At 44.0% G+C, this 25,612-nt stretch carries 18 protein-coding genes and 2 tRNA genes; 15 read left to right on the top strand and 5 right to left on the bottom strand.

The window, feature by feature from the left end; translation table 11 throughout:
* Positions 1 to 336: 336 nt before the first annotated feature.
* The 6 genes from AK822_RS03530 (at position 337) to AK822_RS03505 (ending at position 7,621) form a co-directional block, all read left to right on the top strand.
* Entirely contained in the window at positions 337 to 2,370 is a 2,034-nt protein-coding gene (locus AK822_RS03530) for a UvrD-helicase domain-containing protein (protein ID WP_060490569.1), read from the top strand.
* Positions 2,371 to 2,482: 112 nt separating this feature from the next.
* Positions 2,483 to 3,886, top strand: a complete 1,404-nt coding sequence (gene mgtE / locus AK822_RS03525; protein ID WP_087945548.1) for a magnesium transporter — start codon at positions 2,483 to 2,485, stop codon at positions 3,884 to 3,886.
* Between the two features lie 158 nt (positions 3,887 to 4,044).
* Positions 4,045 to 4,509, top strand: a complete 465-nt coding sequence (gene dut, locus AK822_RS03520) for a dUTP diphosphatase (protein ID WP_060490568.1) — start codon at positions 4,045 to 4,047, stop codon at positions 4,507 to 4,509.
* A gap of 90 nt (positions 4,510 to 4,599) precedes the next feature.
* On the top strand, positions 4,600 to 6,378 hold the full coding sequence (locus AK822_RS03515) for a phosphomannomutase/phosphoglucomutase (RefSeq protein WP_060490567.1): 1,779 nt from the start codon (positions 4,600 to 4,602) through the stop codon (positions 6,376 to 6,378).
* An 82-nt stretch (positions 6,379 to 6,460) separates the two neighbouring features.
* Entirely contained in the window at positions 6,461 to 7,375 is a 915-nt protein-coding gene (gene argB, locus AK822_RS03510) for an acetylglutamate kinase (protein WP_055124537.1), read from the top strand.
* Between the two features lie 12 nt (positions 7,376 to 7,387).
* Complete coding sequence (locus AK822_RS03505; protein WP_060490566.1) at positions 7,388 to 7,621, top strand: hypothetical protein; 234 nt, start codon at positions 7,388 to 7,390, stop codon at positions 7,619 to 7,621.
* A gap of 31 nt (positions 7,622 to 7,652) precedes the next feature.
* Here AK822_RS03505 and AK822_RS03500 read toward each other — a convergent pair whose 3' ends face one another.
* Complete coding sequence (locus tag AK822_RS03500; protein WP_060490565.1) at positions 7,653 to 8,024, bottom strand: Spx/MgsR family RNA polymerase-binding regulatory protein; 372 nt, start codon at positions 8,022 to 8,024, stop codon at positions 7,653 to 7,655.
* Positions 8,025 to 8,250: 226 nt separating this feature from the next.
* Here AK822_RS03500 and leuS point away from each other — a divergent pair, with 226 nt between their 5' ends.
* From leuS to holA, 3 genes are all read left to right on the top strand, one after another.
* On the top strand, positions 8,251 to 10,938 hold the full coding sequence (gene leuS, locus AK822_RS03495) for a leucine--tRNA ligase (protein ID WP_060492158.1): 2,688 nt from the start codon (positions 8,251 to 8,253) through the stop codon (positions 10,936 to 10,938).
* Between the two features lie 73 nt (positions 10,939 to 11,011).
* The gene (locus tag AK822_RS03490) at positions 11,012 to 11,731 is read left to right on the top strand and encodes an LPS-assembly lipoprotein LptE (RefSeq protein WP_083475674.1); all 720 of its coding nucleotides are present in this window, start codon (positions 11,012 to 11,014) and stop codon (positions 11,729 to 11,731) included.
* Between the two features lie 58 nt (positions 11,732 to 11,789).
* Entirely contained in the window at positions 11,790 to 12,863 is a 1,074-nt protein-coding gene (gene holA / locus AK822_RS03485) for a DNA polymerase III subunit delta (protein WP_060490564.1), read from the top strand.
* Here the strand turns inward: holA and AK822_RS03480 are convergent.
* Positions 12,837 to 13,322, bottom strand: coding sequence for an Imm63 family immunity protein (locus AK822_RS03480; protein ID WP_060490563.1), 486 nt, complete (start codon positions 13,320 to 13,322; stop codon positions 12,837 to 12,839). The genes holA and AK822_RS03480 overlap by 27 nt on opposite strands.
* Before the next feature lie 153 nt (positions 13,323 to 13,475).
* Here AK822_RS03480 and AK822_RS03475 point away from each other — a divergent pair, with 153 nt between their 5' ends.
* The 4 genes from AK822_RS03475 to AK822_RS03460 all read left to right on the top strand — a co-directional run bounded on the left by AK822_RS03475 (position 13,476) and on the right by AK822_RS03460 (position 17,670).
* A complete protein-coding gene (locus AK822_RS03475; RefSeq protein WP_055124543.1) occupies positions 13,476 to 14,816 on the top strand; it encodes an efflux RND transporter periplasmic adaptor subunit in 1,341 nt (446 codons plus the stop codon).
* Positions 14,817 to 15,008: 192 nt separating this feature from the next.
* On the top strand, positions 15,009 to 16,958 hold the full coding sequence (locus AK822_RS03470; RefSeq protein ID WP_045445145.1) for a MacB family efflux pump subunit: 1,950 nt from the start codon (positions 15,009 to 15,011) through the stop codon (positions 16,956 to 16,958).
* A gap of 401 nt (positions 16,959 to 17,359) precedes the next feature.
* A tRNA-Lys gene (locus AK822_RS03465) sits at positions 17,360 to 17,435 on the top strand.
* A gap of 159 nt (positions 17,436 to 17,594) precedes the next feature.
* Positions 17,595 to 17,670 (top strand) — tRNA-Lys (locus AK822_RS03460).
* 63 nt (positions 17,671 to 17,733) lie between these two features.
* Here AK822_RS03460 and AK822_RS03455 read toward each other — a convergent pair.
* Complete coding sequence (locus AK822_RS03455; RefSeq protein WP_060490562.1) at positions 17,734 to 18,522, bottom strand: MBL fold metallo-hydrolase; 789 nt, start codon at positions 18,520 to 18,522, stop codon at positions 17,734 to 17,736.
* A gap of 246 nt (positions 18,523 to 18,768) precedes the next feature.
* The gene (locus tag AK822_RS03450) at positions 18,769 to 20,856 is read right to left on the bottom strand and encodes a catalase (RefSeq protein ID WP_060490561.1); all 2,088 of its coding nucleotides are present in this window, start codon (positions 20,854 to 20,856) and stop codon (positions 18,769 to 18,771) included.
* A 312-nt stretch (positions 20,857 to 21,168) separates the two neighbouring features.
* On the opposite strand from AK822_RS03450, the gene AK822_RS03445 reads away from it, so the two are divergent.
* Together AK822_RS03445 and ppc are read left to right on the top strand one after the other, a co-directional pair.
* A complete protein-coding gene (locus tag AK822_RS03445; RefSeq protein ID WP_087945546.1) occupies positions 21,169 to 21,960 on the top strand; it encodes a dienelactone hydrolase family protein in 792 nt (263 codons plus the stop codon).
* A 94-nt stretch (positions 21,961 to 22,054) separates the two neighbouring features.
* A complete protein-coding gene (gene ppc / locus AK822_RS03440; protein ID WP_060490560.1) occupies positions 22,055 to 24,844 on the top strand; it encodes a phosphoenolpyruvate carboxylase in 2,790 nt (929 codons plus the stop codon).
* Between the two features lie 94 nt (positions 24,845 to 24,938).
* Here ppc and AK822_RS03435 read toward each other — a convergent pair whose 3' ends face one another.
* The gene (locus tag AK822_RS03435) at positions 24,939 to 25,592 is read right to left on the bottom strand and encodes a DUF938 domain-containing protein (RefSeq protein WP_087945545.1); all 654 of its coding nucleotides are present in this window, start codon (positions 25,590 to 25,592) and stop codon (positions 24,939 to 24,941) included.
* Positions 25,593 to 25,612 lie beyond the last annotated feature (20 nt).

Here is a 25,612-nt window from a genome sequence, read left to right as displayed (position 1 = left end):
TGGGTGCCGATCCTTGAACTCCTCCCCAATGTGACGGTTTTTGCTTTATAATAACCCGCCTAATTGCATGCTAGTATCAGCGGCTGTTTTAACGATGGCGCTCTTGATTAATTGTCACAAAATATTAATGGTCATGAGCGTGATTAGCGGATAGGTTGATTAACCTTATCGACGCCATGTTTTGATATCGAGATGATGCAACGAACTATAATGCTATGTTGCCGTCTTGCGCTATCGATCTGCATCATACGTGCCGTTTTTATCTCACTGAGCAACGCTTGATATCAACACTCGTCTTTTTTGCTTTCTTTTTGCTTTTGTCTTACAGGTCACCTTATGAGTCAACTTAATCCCAAACAACAAGAAGCGATGCTTTACGTATCCGGTCCATTGCTTGTGCTAGCAGGTGCCGGCTCCGGTAAGACATCGGTGATTACCCGCAAGATTGCCTATCTAATCGAAGAATGCAACATGCCAGCCGAGCGCATTACCGCGGTGACCTTTACCAATAAAGCGGCGCGCGAGATGAAAGCCCGTGTCAGTAAATTACTGCCGAGTGAAAAAACTCGCGGGCTGACGGTGTCTACCTTTCACCAATTTGGGCTACAGTTTTTGCGCTATGAGCTGATTCATACCCCGCTCAAAGGTAACTTCTCCATCATGGACAGCGACGACAGTAAGCGTTTGCTGATGGAGCTGATGATGCGCGACAATTTAAGCGGCGCTGAAAGTCGTGAATTGGTCGGCAAAGCCATTAAAATGATTTCTGACTGGAAAAACGATCTGATTGAACCAGATAAGGCGATGGAAACCTTAGACGATCCAGAAGACATGATTTTTGCAACCCTCTATGCCTTATATGAGCGCAATTTGCGTGCTTATAACGCCGTTGATTTCGATGATTTGATTGTCCTGCCGACCAAGATATTACGTGAAAACAGAGAGCTGCGCGATAAATGGCAAAACCGTATTCGTTACTTGCTCGTCGATGAATATCAAGATACCAACACCGCCCAGTATGAGATGATTAAATACTTAGTCGGACCGCAAGGGCGTTTTACCGTCGTTGGCGATGACGATCAATCTATCTATGCGTGGCGCGGGGCAAAACCTGAAAACATGGCGCTACTCAAAGAAGATTTCCCAAAACTCAAAATCGTCATGCTTGAGCAAAACTATCGCTCGACCACGCGTATTTTGACCTCTGCCAATGCCGTTATTACCAATAACGAGCATTTATTTGAAAAGAAACTCTGGTCAGATAAAGGTCAAGGCGAAAAAATTCGCATTATTAACTGTCGTAATGATGATGATGAGTCTGAGCGTGTGGCAAAAGAGATTGTCACTCATAAACTGCGTTTCGGTAATGAATGGGAGCAGTACGCCGTTCTTTATCGCAGTAACTTTCAGGCGCGCATGCTAGAGGCGCAGTTGCGTCAACTGCAAGTGCCTTATAAGTTGTCGGGTGGTCAGTCGTTCTTTGCGCGTAGTGAAATTAAAGACATCATGGGCTATCTGCGTTTGATTCTGAACCCTGAAGACGACAGTGCTTTTTTACGTATTATCAATACGCCTAAGCGTGGAATGGGGCCAGCAACGCTAGAGAAGTTAGGCTTATTTTCACAAGAGCATAGCATCTCGCTACTCGCTTCTTGTACGCATGCAGGGCTCGCGCATGTTTTGCCGTCGAAGGCTTATGGTACGATAAAGGAGTTTGGTGAGTTTATTGAACATTATACGCGTGAGCTGGATCAGCATCCTGATCCTGTGCCTATCGTACGCCAAATGATTGATGAAACGGGTTATATCGACTTTGTGCGTAGCGACGCCAAAACCCCGCAACAAGAAAAAAACCGTATCGATAATATTGATATGCTCTACACTAGTATTCAATCATTGATTAATCGCGCCGAAGAAGACGAAGATCGCACCATTGATACCATCATTCGTAAGCTGGTGTTGCTAGATATGCTCGAGCAACAGCAAGAAGAAGAAAATACCAACAAGGTTAACTTGATGACCTTGCATGCAGCAAAAGGCTTGGAATTTGATTTTGTGTATATCATGGGGCTTGAGGAAGAAATGCTACCGCACCGCAATTCCATCCTAAGCGAGACGGTCGAAGAAGAACGGCGTTTGATGTATGTGGGTATTACTCGTGCGCGTCGAGAGCTGACATTGACGCTCGCAACTCAGCGCCGTGCGGGCGGTCAGATGCGTGTCACTTCTGAGTCAAGGTTTTTAGATGAGTTACCAGAAGAGCATATTGACTGGCCAGCCAAGGCGAAAAAGAAAAAAGCGACTAAAGACCCAGAAGCCGTTGCTGATGAATACTTGGCTAATATTCGCGCTTTATTGGGTAATCGTTAGCGTTAGGCTCAACGCTTGAGAGCATCACCAATTAGCGACATGAGAAATTAGCACTTATTCGACATTTTAGTGTTTGTTATTATTTATACTTTCTAAAAACTTTGGAACCTTTATGCCTACCCCTATGCCTGATCAGGAACGACCATCTACGCTACAGGGAGATTACAATCCAGCAGAGTATAGCGGCGAATATAAGCTTCTATACCTGCAAAGTTTGGTTGCTGACAAGGCATACGAGGCGATTACTGAGTTTTTAGAAAAGCAGTCCAAATATGAGATTGCGAGCCTATTAGAATCGTTCCCTAGCCAAAATCGCTTATTGATTTGGGCACAAGTACCAGAAAACATCAAAGGCGAAGTACTTGCCGAGTTAGAGTTTGATACACGCCAGCCGCTGTTAGAAAACGTCTCATCGAAAGATATTTCCTTATTTACTCAAGACCTTGATGCGCAAGACATCTCTGAGATTTTAGATACTGTCACCGAAAGTGTGCGTACCTCGGTCATGGCAACCTTGGATGAAGACATCCGATTGCAGGTCAACAAGCTTGACACCTATGCTGACTGGGAAGTCGGTCGTTATATGGATCCTGACCTCATTCAGATCAGGGATGATATCACCCTTGCAGAAGTACAGAACTGGCTACGAGAAAATGACGATTTGCTCGATGATGAAAGCCAAGAGCTGCTGGTCGTCGATCAAAGCCAACAATTACTCGGGCTGCTCAGTCTGGTCGATTTGATTAAACATGATCAAACTACTTTAGTCTCAGAATTGATTGATAACGCCATCACCATTAATGATCGCTTAGACATCCAAGATGCCGCAGCGATTTTCCGCTCAGAGGACATTCGTTTTGCCCCCGTTATTAATAGCCATGGTGAGTTGGTCGGTCAGTTAAATGGCGAGGACATCATGGAAATTATCCAAGATGATGTCGATAGCACCATGAAAAACCTCGCGGGTGTCAGCCAAGATGAAGAGCTGTTTGCGCCTATTTTAACCAGTGCTAAAAGCCGCAGTATTTGGCTAGGTATTAACCTGTGTACCGCCTTATTGGCTGCGGCTGTGATTGGTCAGTTCGAGGCGGTACTGGCAAAAGTGGTGGCGCTGGCGATACTCATGCCTGTGGTCGCGAGTATGGGCGGTATTGCTGGGTCGCAAACTCTGACAGTGGTTATTCGTGGTATGGCGATGGGTCAAATCGGTGGTTCCAACCGTTTGTGGTTATTAAATAAAGAGCTGTGGGTTGGCGCGATAAACGGTATCATATGGGCGATAATCATGGCGATTATTGCCCAACTATGGTTTCATGACATTAAAATCAGTGCCGTCATTGGTTTTGCCATTGCCATTAATATGACCGCCGCCAATGTGTCAGGCATTAGTATTCCACTGCTCCTAAAACGCATGAATATTGACCCTGCCCTATCCGCCTCGGTTATCTTAACCACCGTGACAGATATCGTCGGCTTTATGTCATTCTTGGGTTTGGCAAGTGTGTTGATACTATAATCACATAGCCAAGGTTCAAACTATATTATTTAGAAATCATATAGTTTAGAAATTATCTTATTTAGAAACAATATTATTTAGAAATCATATAGTTTAGAAATTATCTTATTTAGAAACAATATTATTTAGAAACTATCTAACCGTTAAGTGAGTGCGTTATGCAAGCTGTACAAGTTAAAGTATTAAACCCTAAAATTACTGAAGATAAAGCGTTCTCGTTACCGACACGCGCCACTGATGGCAGCGCTGGTATCGACTTGCGCGCTTGTATTGATGAGCCATTGACGATTAAAGCAGGTGCCACGCATTTAATTGGTACTGGTTTGGCGGTTTATATCCAAGATCCTAACTTTGCAGGGATGATTTTACCGCGCTCAGGTCTTGGTCATAAGAACGGTATCGTCTTGGGTAATTTGGTTGGCTTGATTGATGCCGATTATCAAGGTGAGCTGATGGTCAGTATTTGGAATCGCAGTAATGAAGACTTTGTGTTGAATCCTGCGGAACGTATGGCACAATATGTAGTCGTACCCGTTGCCCGCCCTGAGTTTGAAGTGGTATCAGAGTTTAGTGATACCAGTGCACGCGGTGCTGGCGGCTTTGGACATTCAGGCCGCCAATAATCAGTCGTCATTACTGATTTGCCATGTTAATTGTATTTTAGTCATCACCAAATCACCATCACGTGAATCACGCCATAAGGAGAGTAAGCGATGCCGTCTTTTGCTGCGCAGCAATGCTTATTTCGTGCTTATGATATTCGTGGTTCACGCCAGCATTTTACCAATGACTTTATTCAAGCATTGGGCAAGGCATTTGCTCAGCTTTATAGTGTCGCAAATTGCAACCCAACCGCAGCTCCTGCCAAAGCCTGCCTGCCAAAACCAAGTATTGACCGTAAAAGAACCGTCATTGTGCTTGGTTATGATGTGCGTCTCGGTAGTGATATTATCGCTCAGAGATTGGCTAATATACTGACTGAACATGGCTTACAAGTTATCCGACTGGGGTTAATCACTACCCCCATGATGGTTTTTTGGGCAGAGCAATACTCGGGTCATGGCATTATCGTCACCGCCAGTCATTCTGCTAAAGACATTTTAGGTATCAAATGGTTGGTCAACCATCAATCTCCGAGCCATGCAGAGATTCAGTTGCTTTGGCAAAAAACACGGGCTAACTATGCTTGCCACCTCAATCACTCTCAAGCACAGGTTGATGCTCAAAATACGCTGACAAATACAATTGCTAAGTCTATTTGCAATCAGCCGTTCAATTTATCTGATACACAAGTCGCGACGATTTATATTGAGGCTATCGCTCAAGTCTTTAAGCAAATCCATCCCTGTAATAAACCACTTCTCAAAGATAACCAACAACCATCTGGCATCCTTGATGTGGTGGTCGTCATAGACTGCATGCATGGGGCGACCAGCAATATCGCCCAGCGTTTATTTGAACATTTTTGCCAGCAGGTCATCATGCTTAATGACATCGCAGATGGGAGTTTTCCCTCTGGCAATCCTGATCCCACTGAACCACACCGTCTCGAACAATTACAGCGAAGTGTGCGTCAACATCAAGCAGATATAGGTATCGCTTTTGATGGCGATGGCGATCGCTTAATGATCGTCGATAATAGCGGTAAAGTTGTCACGCCCGATCACTTGCTATATTTATTAGCGCAAGTGGCGCTGACCGAACACCCTGAAACGCTGTGTTATAAAAGCCCAGTCCATTCACAACTGCCCTCTCAAATCCTTTTTGATATTAAATGCTCCCATCATCTACCGAAACTCTTGTCTGAGCTTGGCGCAACACCTGTGCTCAGTAAAACGGGCAGCAGCTTTATGCGCCGACAGATGCAGCAGTCTGCTGGTCAAATCGTCTTTGCAGGTGAATTGTCAGGGCATTTCATATTTAACGACAGCCGCTTTATTATTTATGATGACGCCATGTACGCGGCCTTGCGATTGCTGCATTGGCTAGCGGCTTACGATGCTTACGGTAAAAAATCTCTGACTGATATTACAGAGCAATTGCCTGCTATGGTCAGTACGGCGGATCATTATTTGCCGATGCCTAAAACCCTTAAAAAAGACGATGCTATCGTCGAGCAGCTGACCAAATTTTGTCAGTATTTACGCCAACTCGTAGAAGCGACTGTAGCAAAAGATTCTGGTGATCATTGGATAGCTACTAGCCAGCCATCGCTTTGCCGTTGTTCGATGAGTCGGCAATATATGACGTCCAAGCAAGCCAAATGCTTATTGCCAGTGGGGACGAAGCTGAGCTGTATTGATGGCGTGCGTTTGGATTTCGCCCATGGTTTTGGGGTGCTCCGCCAATCAAATACCAGTCACAATCTTACCGCACGCTTTGCTGGTGATAGCATAGAAGACTTACGCGACATCCAAGCAAAATTTGCCGCTTTATGTCGCCCATTTGATAAAAAACTGGCGGAACAAATTGTCGCTATTCCTGCCGAATAGTTTTGATCAAAATAGTTACCGTCAAAGTAGTTGCTGTCAAATAAAAATATGACTTTTTAATACCATAACTTAGGAGTTTATAATGACGCTTAATTTAGATGATGCCAAAAACACTGCTGAAGTATTGACCACAGCGCTGCCTTATATCCAACGCTTTGTCGATAAGCTTATCGTGGTCAAATACGGCGGCAATGCGATGACGGATCCTGCGCTTGAAAGCTCATTTGCCCGCGACATCGTCTTGTTAAAAACCGTTGGCATTCATCCCGTGGTCGTGCATGGCGGTGGTCCACAAGTGGATAATTTATTAAAAGAGTTGGGGCGTCAGTCAGACCGTATCGATGGGATGCGCGTCACCGATAAAAGCACCATGGATATTGTCGAGATGGTTTTGGGTGGTAGTGTCAACAAATCTATTGTTAGCTTAATCAACAAACACGGTGGCCGCGCCATTGGTCTGACGGGTAAAGATGCCAATTTAATCCTAGCCAAAAAACTGATGATGGAAAAAATTGGCGCAGATGGAATTGCTGTGCCCGTCGATTTAGGGTTTGTCGGTGATGTGGTCAGTGTCAATAAAGACGTGATTAACATGCTCATTGCCTCTGATTTTATTCCCGTCATCGCGCCACTTGGGGTCGATAGCGAAGGCAATACGTACAATATCAATGCCGACTTGGTTGCAGGTAAAGTAGCGGAATTTTTGCAAGCTGAGAAATTAATGCTATTGACCAATATCAAGGGTGTGCTGGGTCGTGACGGCGAAGTCGTGACTGGACTCACGCCAAAGAAAGTCGACAGCCTCATTGAAGACGGCACTATCTCAGGCGGTATGATTCCCAAAATCCAATGTGCACTTGATGCGGTACGTAGCGGCGTAAAAAGCGCGGTGATCGTCGATGGTCGCGTGCCTCATGCCACGCTGTTAGAGATTTTCACCAATGAAGGGGTTGGTACATTAATCAGTCGTGATTTAGGCTCATCATTGGCCGAGTAGCAGGAGTAAATCATGGCATTGTGGCTCTGGTGTCTACTTTTTATCTTAGAAAGCTTGTACTGCTGGTGGATTATTGGCTATGGTGGCGCAAAATGGATAGAAGGGTGGAAGTCATTTTTCCTCATTGATTGGTTTGCACTAGATTGGAATGCTGAACAAATTCGCTTTTACGTCTTGCTTATATGGCTCGCAAGTGTGATTTGGTTTCTTTTAGGTGTTATAAAGCCCGAGCTAAGAGGTTCTTAGCTCGGGCTTTATTGATGATAGCCGTATTCTTTTACGAAAAAACTTTATCAAACTCAGCTTCATCATAACCGCATAGTAATATAATCTTGTTTTTATCAGTCAGCTCACCTTCAACTATCGGACGCTTAATCATACTGGTATTTTCTACGAGCAAATCAATGGCGTTATCTAGACTAGCATCAGCCGCCTGCTTTTGACTGTCGTCTAGTTTGCGCCATGTCGTACCGCGCTTATTGAGCACTTTATCGATGCCTAATTTATCTACCCAACGCTGAACGCTATCTTTATCGATACCTTGTTTTTTATAATCATGAAATTCATAGCTGACGCCTAGCTCATCAAGCTTAGTAAAGGCTTTTTTCATGGTGCTGCACGATTTGATACCGTAAATAGTGATGGTCATAAAAACTCCAAATCAATGATCATTATTCTGTTTATTATACCTAAGCCTATGGGTATTTGGTTTATGATAACCAAAACATTAAAAACCCGCTCAAATTTTCGAATTTGTATTCTTCTTCATGCGCAAACGCCCTATCATATCGTCGCAATTTTCGCCAAATTACGCTATGCTATGGCATTGTGAAATTTCACCCAATTTATTCGTATTAATCAATCTCGAGCCAACTATGAGCAATACTGTGACATCTGACCAAGCTGAAAACAATCATTATAACCCACAAGCGATAGAAGCGGCGCAGCAAGCCAAATGGGCAACTGACAAGCGCTTTGAAGTGAGCAATGAGCCAAGCGATAAGCCAAGTCGCTATATGCTGTCGATGTTCCCTTACCCAAGCGGTAAGCTGCATATGGGTCACGTGCGTAACTATACGATTTCTGATGTACTGAGCCGTTACTATCGCCTCAAGGGCTATGAAGTCATGCAGCCTATGGGCTGGGATGGTTTTGGCTTGCCAGCAGAAAACGCGGCGATTGCTAACCAAACTCCACCTGCCAAATGGACGTTTGCCAATATTGACAGCATGCGCGCGCAGCTTAAACTACTGGGCTTATCAATCGACTGGTCACGTGAATTTGCCACTTGCAGCCCTGAGTATTATCAGTGGGAACAGTGGTTGTTTTTACAGTTATACAAAAAAGGCTTGGTCTACAAAAAACTGTCAACAGTCAATTGGGATCCTGTTGATAATACCGTTTTAGCCAACGAGCAAGTCATCGATGGTAAAGGCTGGCGTAGTGGCGCTGCGGTCGAAAAGCGCGACATTCCGATGTATTACTTTAATATCACTGATTATGCTGACGAATTGCTCGATGATTTGGATCAGCTAGAAGGTCACTGGCCATCAGAAGTATTGACCATGCAGCGCAACTGGATTGGTCGTAGCGCAGGTATGGAAGTACACTTCCCTTATGAGCTTGCTGGCGAGACCAATACGTTAGATGTGTTTACTACTCGCCCTGATACTTTGATGGGTGTGACTTATGTGGCGGTCGCGGCCGAACATCCGCTAGCGCAGTATGCGGCTGAGCATGATGAAGCGATTGCGCAATTCTGTGCTCTTTGCAAAAAAGGCTCAGTTGCAGAAGCAGACCTAGCTAAAGCTGAAAAAATCGGTATGGCTACTGGTCTTACGGTCACGCACCCACTCACCGGCGAAGAAGTGCCAGTATGGGTTGCCAACTATGTGCTTATGAGCTACGGCTCAGGCGCAGTGATGGCTGTCCCTGCTCATGATGAGCGTGATTATGAGTTTGCAATTAAATACAGCTTACCTATTAAACAAGTCATCGATATCCCTGTCGGCTATTTCGATGCGTTAGAAGCAGATGCAAAGGCGAACGATACTGAGATTAATCGTGCTTATACCGAACGCAATACTTTGGTCAATTCAGGTGAATTTGATGGGTTAGACTTTGAGCAAGCGTTTGAAGCGATGCTGACCAAACTAGAACCACAAGAGCTTGCAAAGAAAAAAATCCAATACCGTCTCCGTGATTGGGGTGTCTCTCGCCAGCGTTATTGGGGCTGTCCTATCCCAATGGTTAACTGTGAGCATTGCGGCACCGTACCTGTCGAAGAGCAAGATTTGCCCGTTGTCTTACCGACTGATGTCGTTCCTGACGGTCGCGGAAATCCGTTAAAAAACATTCCAGAATTTGTCAATACGACGTGTCCTAAATGCGGTAATCCTGCTGAGCGCGAAACCGATACCTTTGACACCTTTGTGGAGTCAAGCTGGTACTATGCACGCTTTGCAAGCCCAAATGATGCGCAAAGCATGGTCAATAAATCTGCCGCCAATAAGTGGCTGCCTGTCGATCAATACATCGGTGGTGTTGAGCACGCGGTGATGCATCTACTTTATGCACGCTTCTTCCATAAACTGATGCGTGATGAAGACTTGGTGTCAGGAAATGAGCCGTTTGCTAATTTGATGACGCAAGGCATGGTATTGGCAGGAACATTTTATCGCCTAAATGCGGATGGCAGTACCACGTACTATTTTGCAGAAGACATTGATATCGACTATGACGAACGTGGTCAACCGATTAAAGCCATCTTAAAATCTGATGGGCAGCCCGTGACCATTGGCAAAATCGAAAAAATGTCTAAGTCAAAAAACAACGGTGTCGATCCACAAATCACCATCGATAAATACGGCGCTGATACCGTTCGTCTCTATACGCTCTTCACCGCGCCTGCGGATCAAACGCTAGAATGGTCAGATGATGCGCTCAAAGGCCCTTATAACTTCGTCAAAAAAGTATGGCGTATTGCTACTGAACACATGCAAGCGCTTACTGCTGCGAATCTAAGTATCGAGGCGCTGAACAATGGAGCTTTGAGCACTGATGGCTTAAGCAAAGAAGCCAAAAACTTACGCCGTAAAACCCATGAAACGATTGCTAAAATCGATAGTGATTTGGGTGATCGTTTGGCATTGAACACACCTGTATCAAGTTTGATGGAGCTTGCCAACGAGCTGACTGGCTTTAAGGCCAATAGCACGCAAGACCTACAGGTACAGCATGAGGCATTGACGGATCTGCTGATTATGCTATCCGTATATGCGCCGCACATTGGTGAACATTTACTTGAGCAATTGGGTTTAGATACCATTACCTTGAATTATCCAGAAGTTGATAAAAGCGCTCTGGTACAAGATATGATCACGATGGTAGTACAGGTCAATGGTAAAATGCGCGGTAAAATGGACGTAGCCCCAAATAGCGATCCAGAACAGCTAAAAGCACAAGCACGCTCGATGGAAAGTGTGGCAAAATTCTTGACTGGCGACATCAAAAAAGAAATCGTCGTCCCTAATAAGCTGGTAAACATCGTGGTGGTAGGCTAGATTTTTTAGGCTCAGTACTTTTTATTAGTTTAATGATTAGTCTGAGCCTTTTTATAATATTAGGATAGCGATTATGTCGTATAAATATCGAGCAGGTCAGTCCCCCAAAGCCAGCTTAAGCAAAAAAGACGCTTTTGCTAAAAAATCAAACGGACAAAAACTGGCGGCGGCTTTTCTGACTGCCCTGCCAATGTTTACGCTATTAGGTGCAACGGCAGCTATTAGTGGCTGCGGCTTTCAACTGCGTGGCTATGATGCGCCAATGCTGCTTGATGTCGCCAAAACAGCCGTGATTCTAGAAGACAATCGCACCTCATTTCCGCTTAAGCTGCCATTGACAAGACGCCTAAAAACTTTAGGTGTTGAGGTCATTGACAACATGACAGCAGCTGATGTTGCGAACAATAACAAACAAGCAAGTGCTGAACCCATTGCCGCTATTACCATCAATAACGTGCGTTTTAAGCGTTATGAGCTGGTCGGTGTCTTGACAGAGATTCGCTTGGTACTTTCAGCAGATGTCAGCTATCAGACCATGGAAAATGGCAAACCAATTACGCTAAGCAACCCCATCCAAGTCGAGCGTAGCTATCAATATAATGAAGCATCGGTAAGCACTGATGATCAGCAAGGCGATCAAATTCGTGACTGGCTCTATGACAGTTTGGCACGCCGAATTACTGATCAATATGTCGCCATCTCCCTACCAAAGGTCAGCTCTTCTGGAGTCAGACAATCTGTGCAAAGCGGTAATGGCTCAACGTCGATCGCGGTGGTAGTGCCAAACCCATAGTTTATAATGCGCAACATATTCCACGTTTATTTTCATCAATCTGTGTACTTATTACCCTATGCAAGATACCTTTATACAAGCCTACCCAAAGCTACTACAGCCTTCCGTTGCAGTCGCGGGCTTGTGGCTGGCGCATGGTGATGAGCCACTACTCAGTCAATGGCTCATTGATGCCCTGCGACCACATTGGCGCGCGCAGAATTACGCGATTAAGCGTATTGAGCTGATATCGGTCAAAAGCTGGCAAGAAGTATTGTCAGAGCTTGGTAGCCAGTCTTTATTTGATGATGCCAGTGCACTCATCGTGACGGGCAATCATAAGCCTGACAAGGCGGTCATCACTGAGCTTGAGCGCTTTGCCGTTGAAGCTCAAACAGGGACGCACAGTCATAGTTTATTATGGCTCACGCCCAAACAAGACAAGCGAGCGCAAAGCAGCAAGTGGTTTACGCCATTTGCTCAATATGGTCATGTCATTGATTGCAATTTATATAATGAGCAGCAACGACAGCAGCTACTGCAAATACAAGCTCAGCAGTTTGGTTTACGACTATCGCAAGAAGCCTGGCAGCTGCTTATGTCGCATACTGAGCACCATCTGCTAAGCGCTTATCAGACCTTATGGCGGCTCTCCTACTTATTTGCGCCGCAGTTAGTCGCTAAGAATATTGAGGCTAGTCAACAGACTGACCATTCTACACAACTGAAAAACAATATTGCCTTAGACATTAAGGATCTACAAGCTGCGTTGGTCAGTGATGCACAGTTTAGCGTCTTTGATTTATCGGATGCCATGCTTGCCGGTAACAGCACTCAAGTCGCCAAAATCATGTTTCAGCTGAAAGCCACTGACGAGCCAACCACCTTGGTATTATGGGCAATCAGTAAAGACATGCGGCAAATTATGCAATTGATGGATGGGCAAGATCCGCAAGCGCTTGGTATTTGGCGTAGCAAACAAGGGTTGTACCAGCAAGCTTGCCGTCGCCAGTCAAAAACTCAAACGGCTGAATGGCCTGCCCTGCTTTATAAATGTGACCAAGCCATCAAAGGACTCGTGCGTCAGCCAGCGTGGGAGTTATTATTGCAAGCAGCGCTTGAGTTATCAGGTAAGCGGCTGTTTGCCGTTTGATTGGTTGAAAAAATTCAATAACTTATTTAACCAAGTTTTCTTATCGTAAGTTCTATTATTAACTGAATAAGGAAAGTTTTTTAAAGTTTCTGTTATATCCGCTTCTTTTTTTCTACCCCATTCATGATTTAGCTGCGTCATAAGTTCAATTTGCTTATTAAAGCGTATAACTCTTTGATCTTCACTCATGACACTATTCTCTTGCTCATACTCGCCTGCTACCCTAGACGTTACCATCTCAAAAAACCTATAGATAAAATCATCTACGTCCCTAGAAGATTTTCTAGTGAGTTCACTACCTCGTTCACATATTACATAGTGGTAATAGCCACCGCTTATCTCCAAGTGTGGCCCACCAAATCCAGAAGGCATATCTCTTAAAATAACATCATCAATATTTAGCCCTATCTTTTTACTATAATCGTTAATTATTTTTTGAATTTGCTGATGGTTTAACATTACATTCTTTCTTTGTTTATTATTTCCATAATATAGTCTGCCTTATCTCTACTGCTGAACTTCTTAACCTTTCGTAAACTAATTACCATTCCCTTTTGCAGGTGAAGTCTCTACTATATCTACACTTGATTTCATTGTGACTGGATTGTTGTTATGCGCAAAATAAGCAAAAAGTCTGCTATCAAATGGGGTGTCATCGCCTTAATCATCGTAGCATTAGGGGCTTTGGCCTATACTTTTTTAAAACCAGAGGAAGAAAAACCCAGTTATTTAACCGCACCTGTTGAGGTTGGTGATATCGAAAACAATGTCATGGCATCAGGTAAAGTTAAAGCACTTAATACCGTTGATGTCGGTGCACAGGTTTCTGGTGAGGTCACAAACCTCTATGTAGAAGTGGGTGACGAGGTGAAACAAGGCGATTTGATTGCACAGATTGATCAAGTGACTCAGAAGAACAGCCTGAGCAATGAACAAGCCAGTCTTGAGCAAAGCGAAGCCGCGCTACAAAGTGCGCAAGCAGAATCGTTAAGCAAACAAGCGAGTCTAAAAAGTGCCTATGCTGATCTTGCCAGCCGTCAGTCTGAGCTTAAACAAGCACAGTCTGATTTTGCACGCCTGCAAGGACTACTCGCTATCGATGCGATATCACAACAGGATTACGATACACAGGCAACAAAAGTTCAAACAGCGCAGGCAGCGGTCGCCAATGCACGCGCTGCTATTGATACGGCACAAGCCGCCATTGCAACAGCCACTGCAAACATCAATAGCCAACAAGCAGCATTACGAAAGTCTCAAACCAATGTCGCAACGGCTCAAGAAGACCTTAGCTATACAACGATTCGCGCGCCAATATCAGGTACTGTCGTCTCAGTGACCACAGAGCAAGGAACGACGGTCAATGCCAATCAAACAGCCCCGACCATCGTAACTTTAGCAGATTTGTCTACTGTTAGAATCAACGCACAAATCTCCGAAGCCGATGTTATCAATGTCAATGCTGGTATGCCCGCCTACTTTAATATCATCGGTAATCCAGACAAGCAGTATGATGCGACACTGACAGCGATTGAGCCGGCACCTGAGGAGATTAGCAAGACCAGCTCAACCGATTCTGCGATCTACTATGTTGGCTATGTTGAAGTAGCTAACCCTGAGCGATTATTTCGTATTGATATGACCGCCCAGATTTATATCATCATCGATCAAGCCAAAGACGCGTTGCTTGTGCCATCAGCAGCCATACAAGAAAGACCCGCGAGAAATCAAACTGAAGGTCAAGCAAAAACCAGCAAGGTTGTACGCGTACTAAGTGATGACGGCACAGTAGAACCTCGCACAGTAGAAGTAGGCATTGATAACCGAGTAAATGCGCAGATTTTAAGTGGTTTAAAAGAAGGTGAGCAGGTTATCATCGGCGAAGGTAGTGCCAATGCTTCAGGTAAAGGTGGTGGTCGTACTCGTATACCTGGTGGTACTCCAAGGATGTAATTAATTCTTTGACTATGTTAACGATGAAAGGGCTTGAGCAACTTAGCCCTTTTCTCACGACACTCACTATCTTTGATTAAAGACATTGCTATGACTATATCTCAATCTGCTAAACAGCCGACCGACAGCACTAGCGCTTCGATAGAAAACGACTCATCGAATGATACTGCAGCTACCGCTGACAAGCCCATTATGGAGCTATCGGGTATTATTCGAGAGTTTGCTGCCGGCGAGCAAACCATTCGCGTATTGCACGAGGTTAATTTAACGATTAATCAAGGTGAAATGGTCGCGATTATCGGGCAATCTGGCTCTGGTAAGTCTACTCTAATGAATATCTTGGGTTGCTTAGATCAGGCGACAGCAGGTGACTATAAGATTTATGGCCAATCAGCAAACAAACTAGAGGCAGATGAGCTGGCTGAGTTACGCCGAGAGCATTTTGGCTTTATCTTTCAGCGCTACCACCTACTCGGTGACATTAGCGCTAAAGATAACGTTGCCGTCCCTGCCGTATATGCTGGTATGAACACTGAGGCACGAATCAATCGCGCAGAAAAGCTCTTGACCGATCTAGGTCTTGGTGAAAAGGTAAATAATCGTCCTAGCCAGCTCTCAGGCGGCCAACAACAGCGTGTTTCTGTTGCTCGCGCTCTGATGAATGGTGGCGATGTCATCTTAGCTGATGAGCCAACTGGCGCACTAGATAGCAAATCTGGCGAAGATGTGATGGCGATCTTACATGATCTAAATGCTAAAGGTCATACCATTATCATGGTCACTCATGATCCCAAACTTGCCGCACAAGCCGAACGGGTTATTGAGTTAAAAGACGGTTACGTCATTGCAGATTACAAAACTGAGCATTATAAACCGACAACTCAACACCCAGAATCTATCCTCGGTGGACATCGTAAAAGTGCCTTTGGCAGTTTTGTGGATCGTTTGCTCGAAGCTTTTAAAATGTCCTTACTTGCCATGCGTGCACACAAGATGCGCACCTTGCTGACTATGTTAGGTATTATCATCGGTATCGCTGCGGTTGTGTCTATCGTTGGTCTTGGTCAAGGCTCTCAGCAGCAAATTCTCGCAAATATTAGCTCGCTAGGAACCAATACTATAACAGTGAATGACGGCTACCCTAGAGGCGACCCGCGACGTAAATATAATGACGACAACCTCACACCAGAAGATGCAGAAGCGGTCAGCAGTCAACCGTATGTTATCAATGTGAGCCCTCAAGTCAATACCAGCTCTAGTGTACGCTATCGCAGCGTGCAGGAAGACTCGACCATCAATGGTGTTGGTGAGTATTATCTAGAGGTCACTGGTGAGACGCTGGCATTAGGTCAAGGTTTCGATTCGCAAAGTATCGACCTTCGCAGTCAAGATATTATTATCGATGACAATGCCAAGAGTGCTTTTTTTGCAGATATAGATAACCCTATCGGAGAAGTCATACTCATCGGTAGTGTGCCTGGACGAGTGGTTGGCGTCCTTGAGGCAAGCGACAGTGGCTTTGGACCAAGTAGCACGACACCTGTCATATATATGCCTTATACCACTGTGATGTCACGTATAACTGGTAGTGCAAATATTGATAGTTTTATAGCACTGTTAGATGATAGTGTCTCATCTAGTGTAGCTGAGTCAGCTATTTCCGACATAATAGAAGGTCGCCATGGTAAAGATGATTTTAATATTATTAACTCAGATTCTATTCGTCAGACCATTGAATCAACGACAGGTACTATGACACTGCTCATCTCATCGGTTGCTGTTATCTCATTGATCGTTGGTGGTATTGGTGTGATGAATATTATGCTAGTATCGGTCACGGAACGCACTAATGAAATTGGGGTACGTATGGCAGTTGGGGCTCGTCAAAACGATATCATGCAGCAGTTTTTGATAGAAGCCGTACTCGTCTGTATTTTGGGCGGCTTATTAGGTATTGGACTGGCCTTTGCTATTGGTGAAATCATTAATAATTTTGCTGGTGATAGCTTTAAAGTGATTTACTCATCAACCTCTATTATTGCTGCTTTTATTTGTTCAACCTTGATTGGTGTCGTATTTGGATTCTTGCCAGCGCGTAATGCTGCTAAATTAGATCCTGTTGAAGCACTGTCTAGGGACTAAAACGTCGCGGCTGACGTTTTAAATAGGCATTTACTGCCATGAAACAGCCACCAATAAGCCAAATTATATAAAAAAACGCATTTTTTCGCATTAATTGCACTTTTTTTATATTACGGGGTTGTAATTGTCCTGATAGTGTATATAATGTGCTCTCACGTTTAGGGATAGAAATTCTTTAAACGTTGAAACAAACTTAATGCCTCTTTTAATGTTGATTGACCTAATATTAAAAATTAAGTTTAAAGACATTTTTTAGATGTCTAGTTTTAATAAGTTTGCCTTCAAGGAAGCTTATCTTGTAGTAGATATAAACCTAGCAAAGGTATAGAGTTTTTAGAATTTACGAAAATGTAAATTCTCTTGTACTCAGATGAAGTACTACTTCATTTTATCTTCGCTTAGGGCCGATAGCTCAGTTGGTAGAGCAGTTGACTTTTAATCAATTGGTCCCGCGTTCGAGTCGCGGTCGGCCCACCATATTTAGTATTATGCTCGTTATGTACATTGCCCTATCAGGTATTGGCATAATAAGTAACAAAGTTTAAGAAGCTTTCTTTTAGAAAACTTCACCGAATTTACGAAGTTGTAAATTCACTTGCAGAGTTAAAAAAGCCATGCTTTTTTATATACTCTTCAGGGCCGATAGCTCAGTTGGTAGAGCAGTTGACTTTTAATCAATTGGTCCCGCGTTCGAGTCGCGGTCGGCCCACCATATTTAGAAAGCCCAGTCATTATATTAATAGTGACTGGGCTTTTTTTTGTTTAAAATTTCACTTTATTTTTTACGGTTTCGTTTGAAAATAGTGAAGTCAGCGTCTTTTCGCCACAGTAGCTTATGCCTAATCGTGTCTTTGATCGTCCGTGGATGCTTGGGTGCTTGCGTAATCAGCATATCAAAAGTTGCTGCATCTATTGCCAGCTCACATCCATGTGCCATCATAACCATAGAAGGTTTTAACGCCTTTATTCTTTGTAGTGACTGAATATAGACTTTAGGATCATAAATAGGAAAAGGCGCCACAAACTTATGACGCAGTTTGATAATGAGGTCGGCCGTATAGACTTGCCGACTTGGTATATGAAATAGAGATAAATCACGATCTGTATGTCCGGGTGTTTCCAGCACTTGCCATTCATCAAATTTCGGCACACTATCCCCATCTTTAACGGTGATATCAGGTGTAAGATGAGCAGGATAATACAGATTTTTAAGGGAGCGACCTTGACGTCTCGCCACATAATGCGCAAGGTTTATATCCACAAAATGCATGGCATGCCCACCGATACCGCTATACCATTGACGCTTTTTTTCTGCCGAAACAATGATACAGCCCGTCTCTTTTCTGAATTGATGAGCGCCGCCTGCATGATCAGGGTGCATATGGGTCACTACGACGACTTTTAGATCGCTGATTGGTCGCTGTAACGTCGTTCTAATATAATCTAATACCATCACTACATCAGGGCGGCAACCACCGTCCAGTAGCATAATTTTATCTGGATATACCGCAAGATAAGTACTTTGGATATATCCTTCTAAACGTACAATTTCACATAAACTCATTTGCATTCCCTGCTACATGATTGCTCACTGTTATAGCATCCCTACTATAGGAGACGCTTTTAACGCGCCTTAATAGGATTTAGTATAACGCCCACCATTCAACTTGTAATGACTTTGAGTGAACGCTTGTGGCTATAAATTGCTTTTTTATAAAACTTGCCATCAAAAAAAACCCAGCGCTAAAGCTGAGTTTTCGTTAAATTAGTAAAATTTTAAAAGTATCAGAAGTTTAAACTTAATACTACCTTATGCCAAGTCACGAACCTTTGGCTCACGTTCCCACAGACGAGATTTGGCATTCTCAATAAAAGTATCCAATTCAGCCAGTGGCGTGACAAAGGCGTCTTTTTCGATAGGTAGCTTACTTAAGATAAACTCATCAGTCGCCCCGCAATAAGCAATCGCTTTGCAATGTCCATAGGCATCATTGAACCAATCTAGTGCTGAGCTGTCTTTTGCTAGCTTTTTAGCTTGGTCTGGCATAATAATACTAACGACTGCGTCAAACATCACTGAAGGGCCGCCAGCGAGACGCTCATCTGCTTGTATGCGAGTGTCGTCATCTAAGACAACTTCTTTATTGGGCGCAACGATTTTCACGCTAGCACCCTGCGCTTTTGCCGCCTCTTCGAACTTTTTGATTTCACTATGCTTAGAGCCTTCAGCGACCAAGATACCAATCAAACGGCCTTTTAAACTCTTAGGCGTTAGACCAATGGTTTGTACTGCTTTCGATATCGCCATATCCTGTACAGGAGCAGCGGCATCAGCAGGCTCTAGCAGTTCCATACCTAGCGCTGTTGCCACACGATTTGCCAAGTCTTCATCGATATGCGGCAGATGACTCAGCATACGAGTACGTACATGAGCCGTATCTACTTTACCTAGCTCAAAGGCATAAGCAGAAGCAATGTGCGCTTGCTCAGCTGGCGTCTGGCTACGATAGAACATCCGCGGTTGACTATAATGATCGGCAAAACTTTCTGCACGCACGCGACCTTTTACACCATCATCCAACTGCTCATGGAATGATTCAAAGCCACGTTTGGCGCTTTCACGTGGTCTAGTCGGATCTAAGCTTTGCGGCTCATAGAGTACACGAGTCTTAGGTACTTGCATCTGCATATGACCATCTTGCTGATTATTGGCAAACGGGCATTTCGGTGCATTGATTGGAATTTGGGCAAAGTTAGGCGAACCTAAACGTGATAACTGGGTGTCTAGATAACTGAACAAACGACCTTGTAATAATGGGTCATTACTGAAATCAATGCCCGGTGGCAGATGCGATGGACAGAACGCCACTTGCTCCGTTTCTGCAAAAAAGTTATCGGGATAGCGGTTCAGCACCATTTTACCCACGACTTTCACTGGCACCATCTCTTCTGGAATCAATTTGGTGGCATCTAGATGATCAAACGGGAATTTATCAGCCTCTTCTTCAGTAAATAGCTGTACGCCAAACTCCCATTCAGGATAGTCGCCATTATTAATGGCTTCAAATAAATCACGGCGATGATAATCAGGGTCAGCGCCTGAGATTTTTACCGCCTCATCCCACGTGGTTGACTGCACACCGAGTACAGGTTTCCAATGGAAACGGACAAAGGTGCTCTTGCCTTCTTTGTTGATTAAGCGATAGCTGTGAATACCAAAGCCTTCCATCATGCGTAAACTGCGTGGTAGTGCACGATCACTCATCAGCCAAATTAAATTATGCATGGTCTCAGGACTTAATGACACAAAGTCCCAAAACGTATCGTGCGCCGAAGCAGCTTGCGGAAATCCACGATCTGGTTCTGGTTTGACCGCATGAATGAGGTCTGGAAACTTCATCGCATCTTGAATAAAGAAAATCGGCATGTTGTTACCAACGATGTCCCAATTGCCTTCTTCGGTATAAATCTTCACAGCAAAACCACGCACATCACGTGGCGTATCTTTTGAGCCTTTGTTACCAGCAACAGTAGAAAAACGGGTAAATAAAGGCGTCTGTTTACCTGTTTCAGTCAAAATTTTCGCCGTGGTGTATTTTTCGAGCGACTCAGTGAGTTCAAAATAACCGTGAGCAGCACTACCACGCGCATGAACGATACGCTCAGGAATACGCTCATGGTCAAAATGATGAATTTTTTCTCGTAATACAAAGTCCTCTAGCAATGTGGGGCCACGTGCGCCTGCTTTTAGAGAGTTTTGATTGTCAGAGATGACGACACCTTGTTGGGTCGTTAGCACTTTAGTGTCATCCCCTGCGCGCTGGTGAGTCTCACCGCCATTGCCACGTTCCGTATTCATATCTTTAGCGGGGTCAGTATGATCAATATTATTTTTCATTATGCATCCTAGCTAGTAATTAAAAGTAGGCTCTATTTCTTTAGAACCTTTGTATAGAGCTGTCTTTAATATTAGCCAAAAAATATGACTAATTCATGGCTCTCCTTGTTGATATTTGGTTAAAGTTTGCAGCCGTGATAAAGCCGTAATTTCAGCGTATTTAAAGAGAGTTTTAACGTTAACGATAGATTCTTGTCATGTGGTGATTTTTTAAGGTATGCTCTTATGAAGCATTAAAACAGTTGATAAATAAAATGGGCATGGTTTTAGCCAACTATTTATCTTTTTTATACGATTATAAGGCGACCTACCATGTTATCAACTTCAAAGACTACGTCCAAAAAACCTTATCACTCATTGCTAATGGGTGCGTCAATCGGACTAATGGCACTTACTTTTAGTCAAACGGCTGCCGCCATTACAACCAAAAATATTACCTATACCGTGGATGAGCAAGCATACGAAGGCTATTACGCCAAAGCCGACAAAGCGAATGCGCCTTTTATCTTACTCATTCATGATTGGGATGGATTGACAGACTATGAGCGTAAACGTGCTGACATGTTAGCAGGCGAGGGCTACAACGTATTGGCGGCAGACATGTTCGGGCAAGGCGTTCGCCCTACTTCCATTGAAGAAAACAAACGCTTAACTGGGGAGTTATACGATGATCGCAATAAAATGCGCCGCATACTTCAAGGTGCGTTGAATGCCGGACGACTACAAGGTAATGATGTGCGTAAAGGCACTACCATGGGATATTGTTTTGGAGGTACCGTTGCTCTGGAGCTGGCGCGCTCAGGATTTGAGCAAAAAGCATTTGTACCCTTCCATGGTGCCTTTGATATTCCAACAGGTCAAAGTTATGACAAGACAACTGGAGAAATCTTAGTATTCCACGGCTCTGCTGATGAATCTGTTTCTCTAGAGAGCTTCGCAACTTTGGGTAAGACATTAGAAGCCGCCAACGTACCGCATGAGATGGTGACATATAGTGGTGCACCACATGCCTTTAGCGTGTTCGGCAGTGATAGATATGATGCACGTGCAGATGAGCGCTCATGGAAACGCTATTTGGATTTTTTAGCAAATGAATATAAATAACTTTAATTTATATTTTATAGGAACAGCGACCCTTATTCATTAACCAGCCTATCTCATTGATAAATGAGTCGATTAAAAGCCAAGGAGGCCAATTATGTTATTGAAGAACGACGTATTGCGTGCGCGTGTTAGATTGTTAGGCGCATTTTTAGGTGAGGCCATTTCTCGCCAATCTGGTGAGGATACCCTACGTACTATCGAAACATTGCGCAAAGGCTTTATTCAGGAGCGCCGTGAGCAGAATCCAGCACACAAACAGCAGCTGATTGATCTTATTGCCTCATTAGACAATCAAACCTTAAAAAACGTCATTCGCGCATTCTCTATTTACTTTTTCCTCGCCAATTTAACGGAAGAAAACTATCTGCGTGAGCAACGCCGTACTATGCGTGCTCAGTCCAATCAAAGCTGGGAGGGCTCCTTTCGCCGCACCTTGTTAGAATGCCGTGAGCGGCAAATCGAACCTGCGCAAATCAAAGAGCTTATTGATCACCTTAAATTTATTCCTGTTTTTACGGCTCATCCTACCGAAGCCCGTAGACGCACCACCATGAATATCTTGCAAACCCTCTATGAGCATACCGATGCCATGAGCGACTATCCCGAAGGCAGCCTAGCCTTTATGCAAGCTAAGCAAAAGACAGCAGAAACCATTGACTTGCTGTGGTCGTCAGACGAAGTTCGCAGCCGAAAACCTTTGGTTTATGATGAAATAAACAACGGCTTACACTATTTTGATGCCAGCTTATTCACTGCCATTCCCAAAGTATATCGTAATATAAAAGACGCTATCGTCGATATCTATCCTGAGTTAATCGACTACCCTTTACCCGCCTTTGTCAGTTTTGGCTCTTGGATTGGCGGCGATAGAGATGGCAATCCATTCGTCACCCATGAAACCACTGAAATGGCGGTATTGATGCATGCCAATACTGTACTGCGTCATTATCAAGTATTGGTCAGAAAATTGCGTCGTGAGCTGATTCATAGCGATACTATCGTCGATATCGCGCCAGAGATTTATACCCGTATCAAAGACTACAACACACTCGATCAAAAAGTCTTTTGCTACAATCCTGATGATTACAATAATGAGCCGTACCGAAGATTGCTGTCCATTATTCTGGCTAAAATAAAAGCGACCAACCAGCATATCCAAAGCCAAGGCACAGATGAGGAGGCTGCAAAAGAGGCTTACTCAACACCGACAGCCTTGTTAGATGATTTACGCCTTATTCGCAAAAGTGTCAATACTCATGACAAAGCACATGGCGAAGGCTTACTGCTTGATACCATTCGCTTAGTCAAAACCTGTGGATTCCATTTAGCCTCGCTAGATATCCGCCAAGATTCAGGATATCACGGCGAAGTTATTGCAGATATTTTTGCTAGCGCCTCGAATCTACCCGACTATCGTACCCTCAGCGAAACAGAGCGCCAAGAATGGCTAACACGTTTGCTAGAAAAGCCCGGTGCACCGCTGATTTATACCGACAATTTAAGCGCGCAAACACATGAACAGCTTGCTCTGATGAATTCTGTCGCTAAACTGCGTAAACTGGTCGGCGACGATACTTTTGGTAGCTATGTAATTTCGATGACCAATAACGCCAGTCAGCTATTAGAGGTACTGCTACTGATGCGTTTTGCAGGCTTATCGGGTATTGATAAAAACGGGCATTTATTTTCTGCCCTACCAGTTGCGCCACTGTTTGAAACTATCGAAGATTTAAAAAATATCGATAAGATTATGCCAATGGTGTTGGACAATCCGCTATATCGGGAGTTACTTGAGCACTCAGGAAACATTCAAGAGATTATGCTTGGCTACTCAGACTCTTCTAAAGATGGCGGCATTATTACCTCCGCTTGGCAGTTATATAGTGCCCAGCAAACCATCACCGATATCGCCAATCAATATGGTATCACCACCCGCCTGTTCCATGGTCGTGGTGGTTCCGTCAGTCGTGGTGGTGGCTCAACCCATCAAGCCATCGCCGCGCAGCCTGCTGGCACTTTACATGGACAGATCAAGTTCACTGAACAAGGCGAAGTACTTTACGCCAAGTATGCCAATCCAGATACTGCCGTGTTTGAATTAACCATGGGAATCACGGGGGCGCTAAAAGCCAGCTCGTCACGATTTGTCGAACAACCCAAACAGCTAGATAGCTATGAAGCGTTGTTTGCTGATTTGGCAAATGCAGGCGAACAGCAATATCGAGAGCTGACGGATAATACAGAGGGCTTCTATCAGTTTTATTCTGAGGCCACACCAGTACAAGAGATTTCATTGCTCAATATTGGCTCGCGTCCTGCTCACCGTAAAAAAGGACTGCCGAGCAAATCGACGATTCGGGCGATACCGTGGGTATTTGGCTGGTCATTGGCGCGCTTTACCCTTCCCGCTTGGTATGGCGTGGGCAGTGCTTTAGATAGCGTCAAAAAAGACGAAGCGTTAATGAAAGAGATGAATAAAAACTGGCCATTTTTCAATGTCTTTATCAGTAATATTGAAATGGCTTTTACCAAATCCGAGATGAATATCGCCCGTGCATACAGTCAACTGTGTAAAGACGAAAGCTTGCGTGAGCAAGTCATGCAGGCAGTGATTGATGAGCATGAACTGACGCATGCAGGTCTCAACTCCTTGCTAGCACAAGCGTCTTTACTCTCAAACCAACAAGACTTGGCTCATTCATTAGAATGGCGTAACGCCTATTTAGATCCCATCAACTACATCCAGATTGAGCTACTCAAGCGTATGCGCCAGCCTGATAACGCTAGTGATGATAAATTGGAAAATAACGAGAGACTTGCTGTCGAAGATGCATTGATTCGTAGTATCAACGCCTTGGCAGCAGGGCTACGCAATACAGGTTAGTATTTATAAATAGGTTGGTCTTTACGGATTCAAACTTATATAAAGCTGAGTTGATTCACTGTGATAACACTATGAATCAACTCAGCTTTTTACGTTAATAGAGTTTTTCGAATACTAATATTTGATTGTTAGATGGCATCTCATAACGCTTACTTAACATTAAATGATGTGTATTTGCCAAATTTATAACGTCTTCTAAATGACGGATGCCACTGTTAGCATCGCGCTGGCGCAAGCTATGATCAAACTGACGATTGCTTGCGCTGCTATAACTGCCATTTTCGTTAAATGGGCCATAAACGATAAACTTACCATTTAAAGGTAGCATGTCACCGATTAATTCAAATAACTTACTAACCAAAGACCACGACATAATATGTAAAGTATTGGCGGTAAATACTGCATCATAAGGCGCATCGGCAACCTCATTGACTGGCACTGAGTTACACGATACATCAAAAGTGAGCGGTGCATATAAATTAGGGGCAGGATAAGCAGCATGCCAAGCATTGATGGTGGCGTGATTAGCCAACATATCACTGGTCTGCCATGTTAAATGAGTCAATCTAGGGGCAAAATACATACTATGCTGACCCGTACCTGACCCAACCTCTAACACATGAATAGAACCTTGCAACTCTTGCTGTAAAACTTCTAGAATCGGCTGCTTATTATTTTCACACGCTTGAGAAAATGCTATTCCAGTAGGAGCAATCGATTGGCTATTATCTAAATCATCATTCAACACTGCTAATATCCTTATATGTC

It is taken from the genome of Psychrobacter sp. P11F6 (assembly GCF_001435295.1).
Lineage (GTDB): Bacteria > Pseudomonadota > Gammaproteobacteria > Pseudomonadales > Moraxellaceae > Psychrobacter.
Note: the sequence above shows the minus strand (reverse complement) of the source record. Positions and strands in the feature narration are given on the sequence as shown.

Coding starts and splice junctions, on each gene's coding strand:
- AK822_RS03515 (WP_060490567.1), top strand. CDS start 4,600: ATGCCGTCTTTTGCTGCGCAGCAATGCTTATTTCGTGCTTATGATATT.
- mgtE (WP_087945548.1), top strand. CDS start 2,483: ATGCCTACCCCTATGCCTGATCAGGAACGACCATCTACGCTACAGGGA.
- AK822_RS03530 (WP_060490569.1), top strand. CDS start 337: ATGAGTCAACTTAATCCCAAACAACAAGAAGCGATGCTTTACGTATCC.
- dut (WP_060490568.1), top strand. CDS start 4,045: ATGCAAGCTGTACAAGTTAAAGTATTAAACCCTAAAATTACTGAAGAT.
- argB (WP_055124537.1), top strand. CDS start 6,461: ATGACGCTTAATTTAGATGATGCCAAAAACACTGCTGAAGTATTGACC.
- AK822_RS03455 (WP_060490562.1), bottom strand. CDS start 18,522: ATGAGTTTATGTGAAATTGTACGTTTAGAAGGATATATCCAAAGTACT.
- AK822_RS03450 (WP_060490561.1), bottom strand. CDS start 20,856: ATGAAAAATAATATTGATCATACTGACCCCGCTAAAGATATGAATACG.
- AK822_RS03470 (WP_045445145.1), top strand. CDS start 15,009: ATGGAGCTATCGGGTATTATTCGAGAGTTTGCTGCCGGCGAGCAAACC.
- AK822_RS03480 (WP_060490563.1), bottom strand. CDS start 13,322: ATGTTAAACCATCAGCAAATTCAAAAAATAATTAACGATTATAGTAAA.
- AK822_RS03475 (WP_055124543.1), top strand. CDS start 13,476: ATGCGCAAAATAAGCAAAAAGTCTGCTATCAAATGGGGTGTCATCGCC.
- AK822_RS03445 (WP_087945546.1), top strand. CDS start 21,169: ATGTTATCAACTTCAAAGACTACGTCCAAAAAACCTTATCACTCATTG.
- AK822_RS03500 (WP_060490565.1), bottom strand. CDS start 8,024: ATGACCATCACTATTTACGGTATCAAATCGTGCAGCACCATGAAAAAA.
- AK822_RS03505 (WP_060490566.1), top strand. CDS start 7,388: ATGGCATTGTGGCTCTGGTGTCTACTTTTTATCTTAGAAAGCTTGTAC.
- ppc (WP_060490560.1), top strand. CDS start 22,055: ATGTTATTGAAGAACGACGTATTGCGTGCGCGTGTTAGATTGTTAGGC.
- AK822_RS03490 (WP_083475674.1), top strand. CDS start 11,012: ATGTCGTATAAATATCGAGCAGGTCAGTCCCCCAAAGCCAGCTTAAGC.
- leuS (WP_060492158.1), top strand. CDS start 8,251: ATGAGCAATACTGTGACATCTGACCAAGCTGAAAACAATCATTATAAC.
- holA (WP_060490564.1), top strand. CDS start 11,790: ATGCAAGATACCTTTATACAAGCCTACCCAAAGCTACTACAGCCTTCC.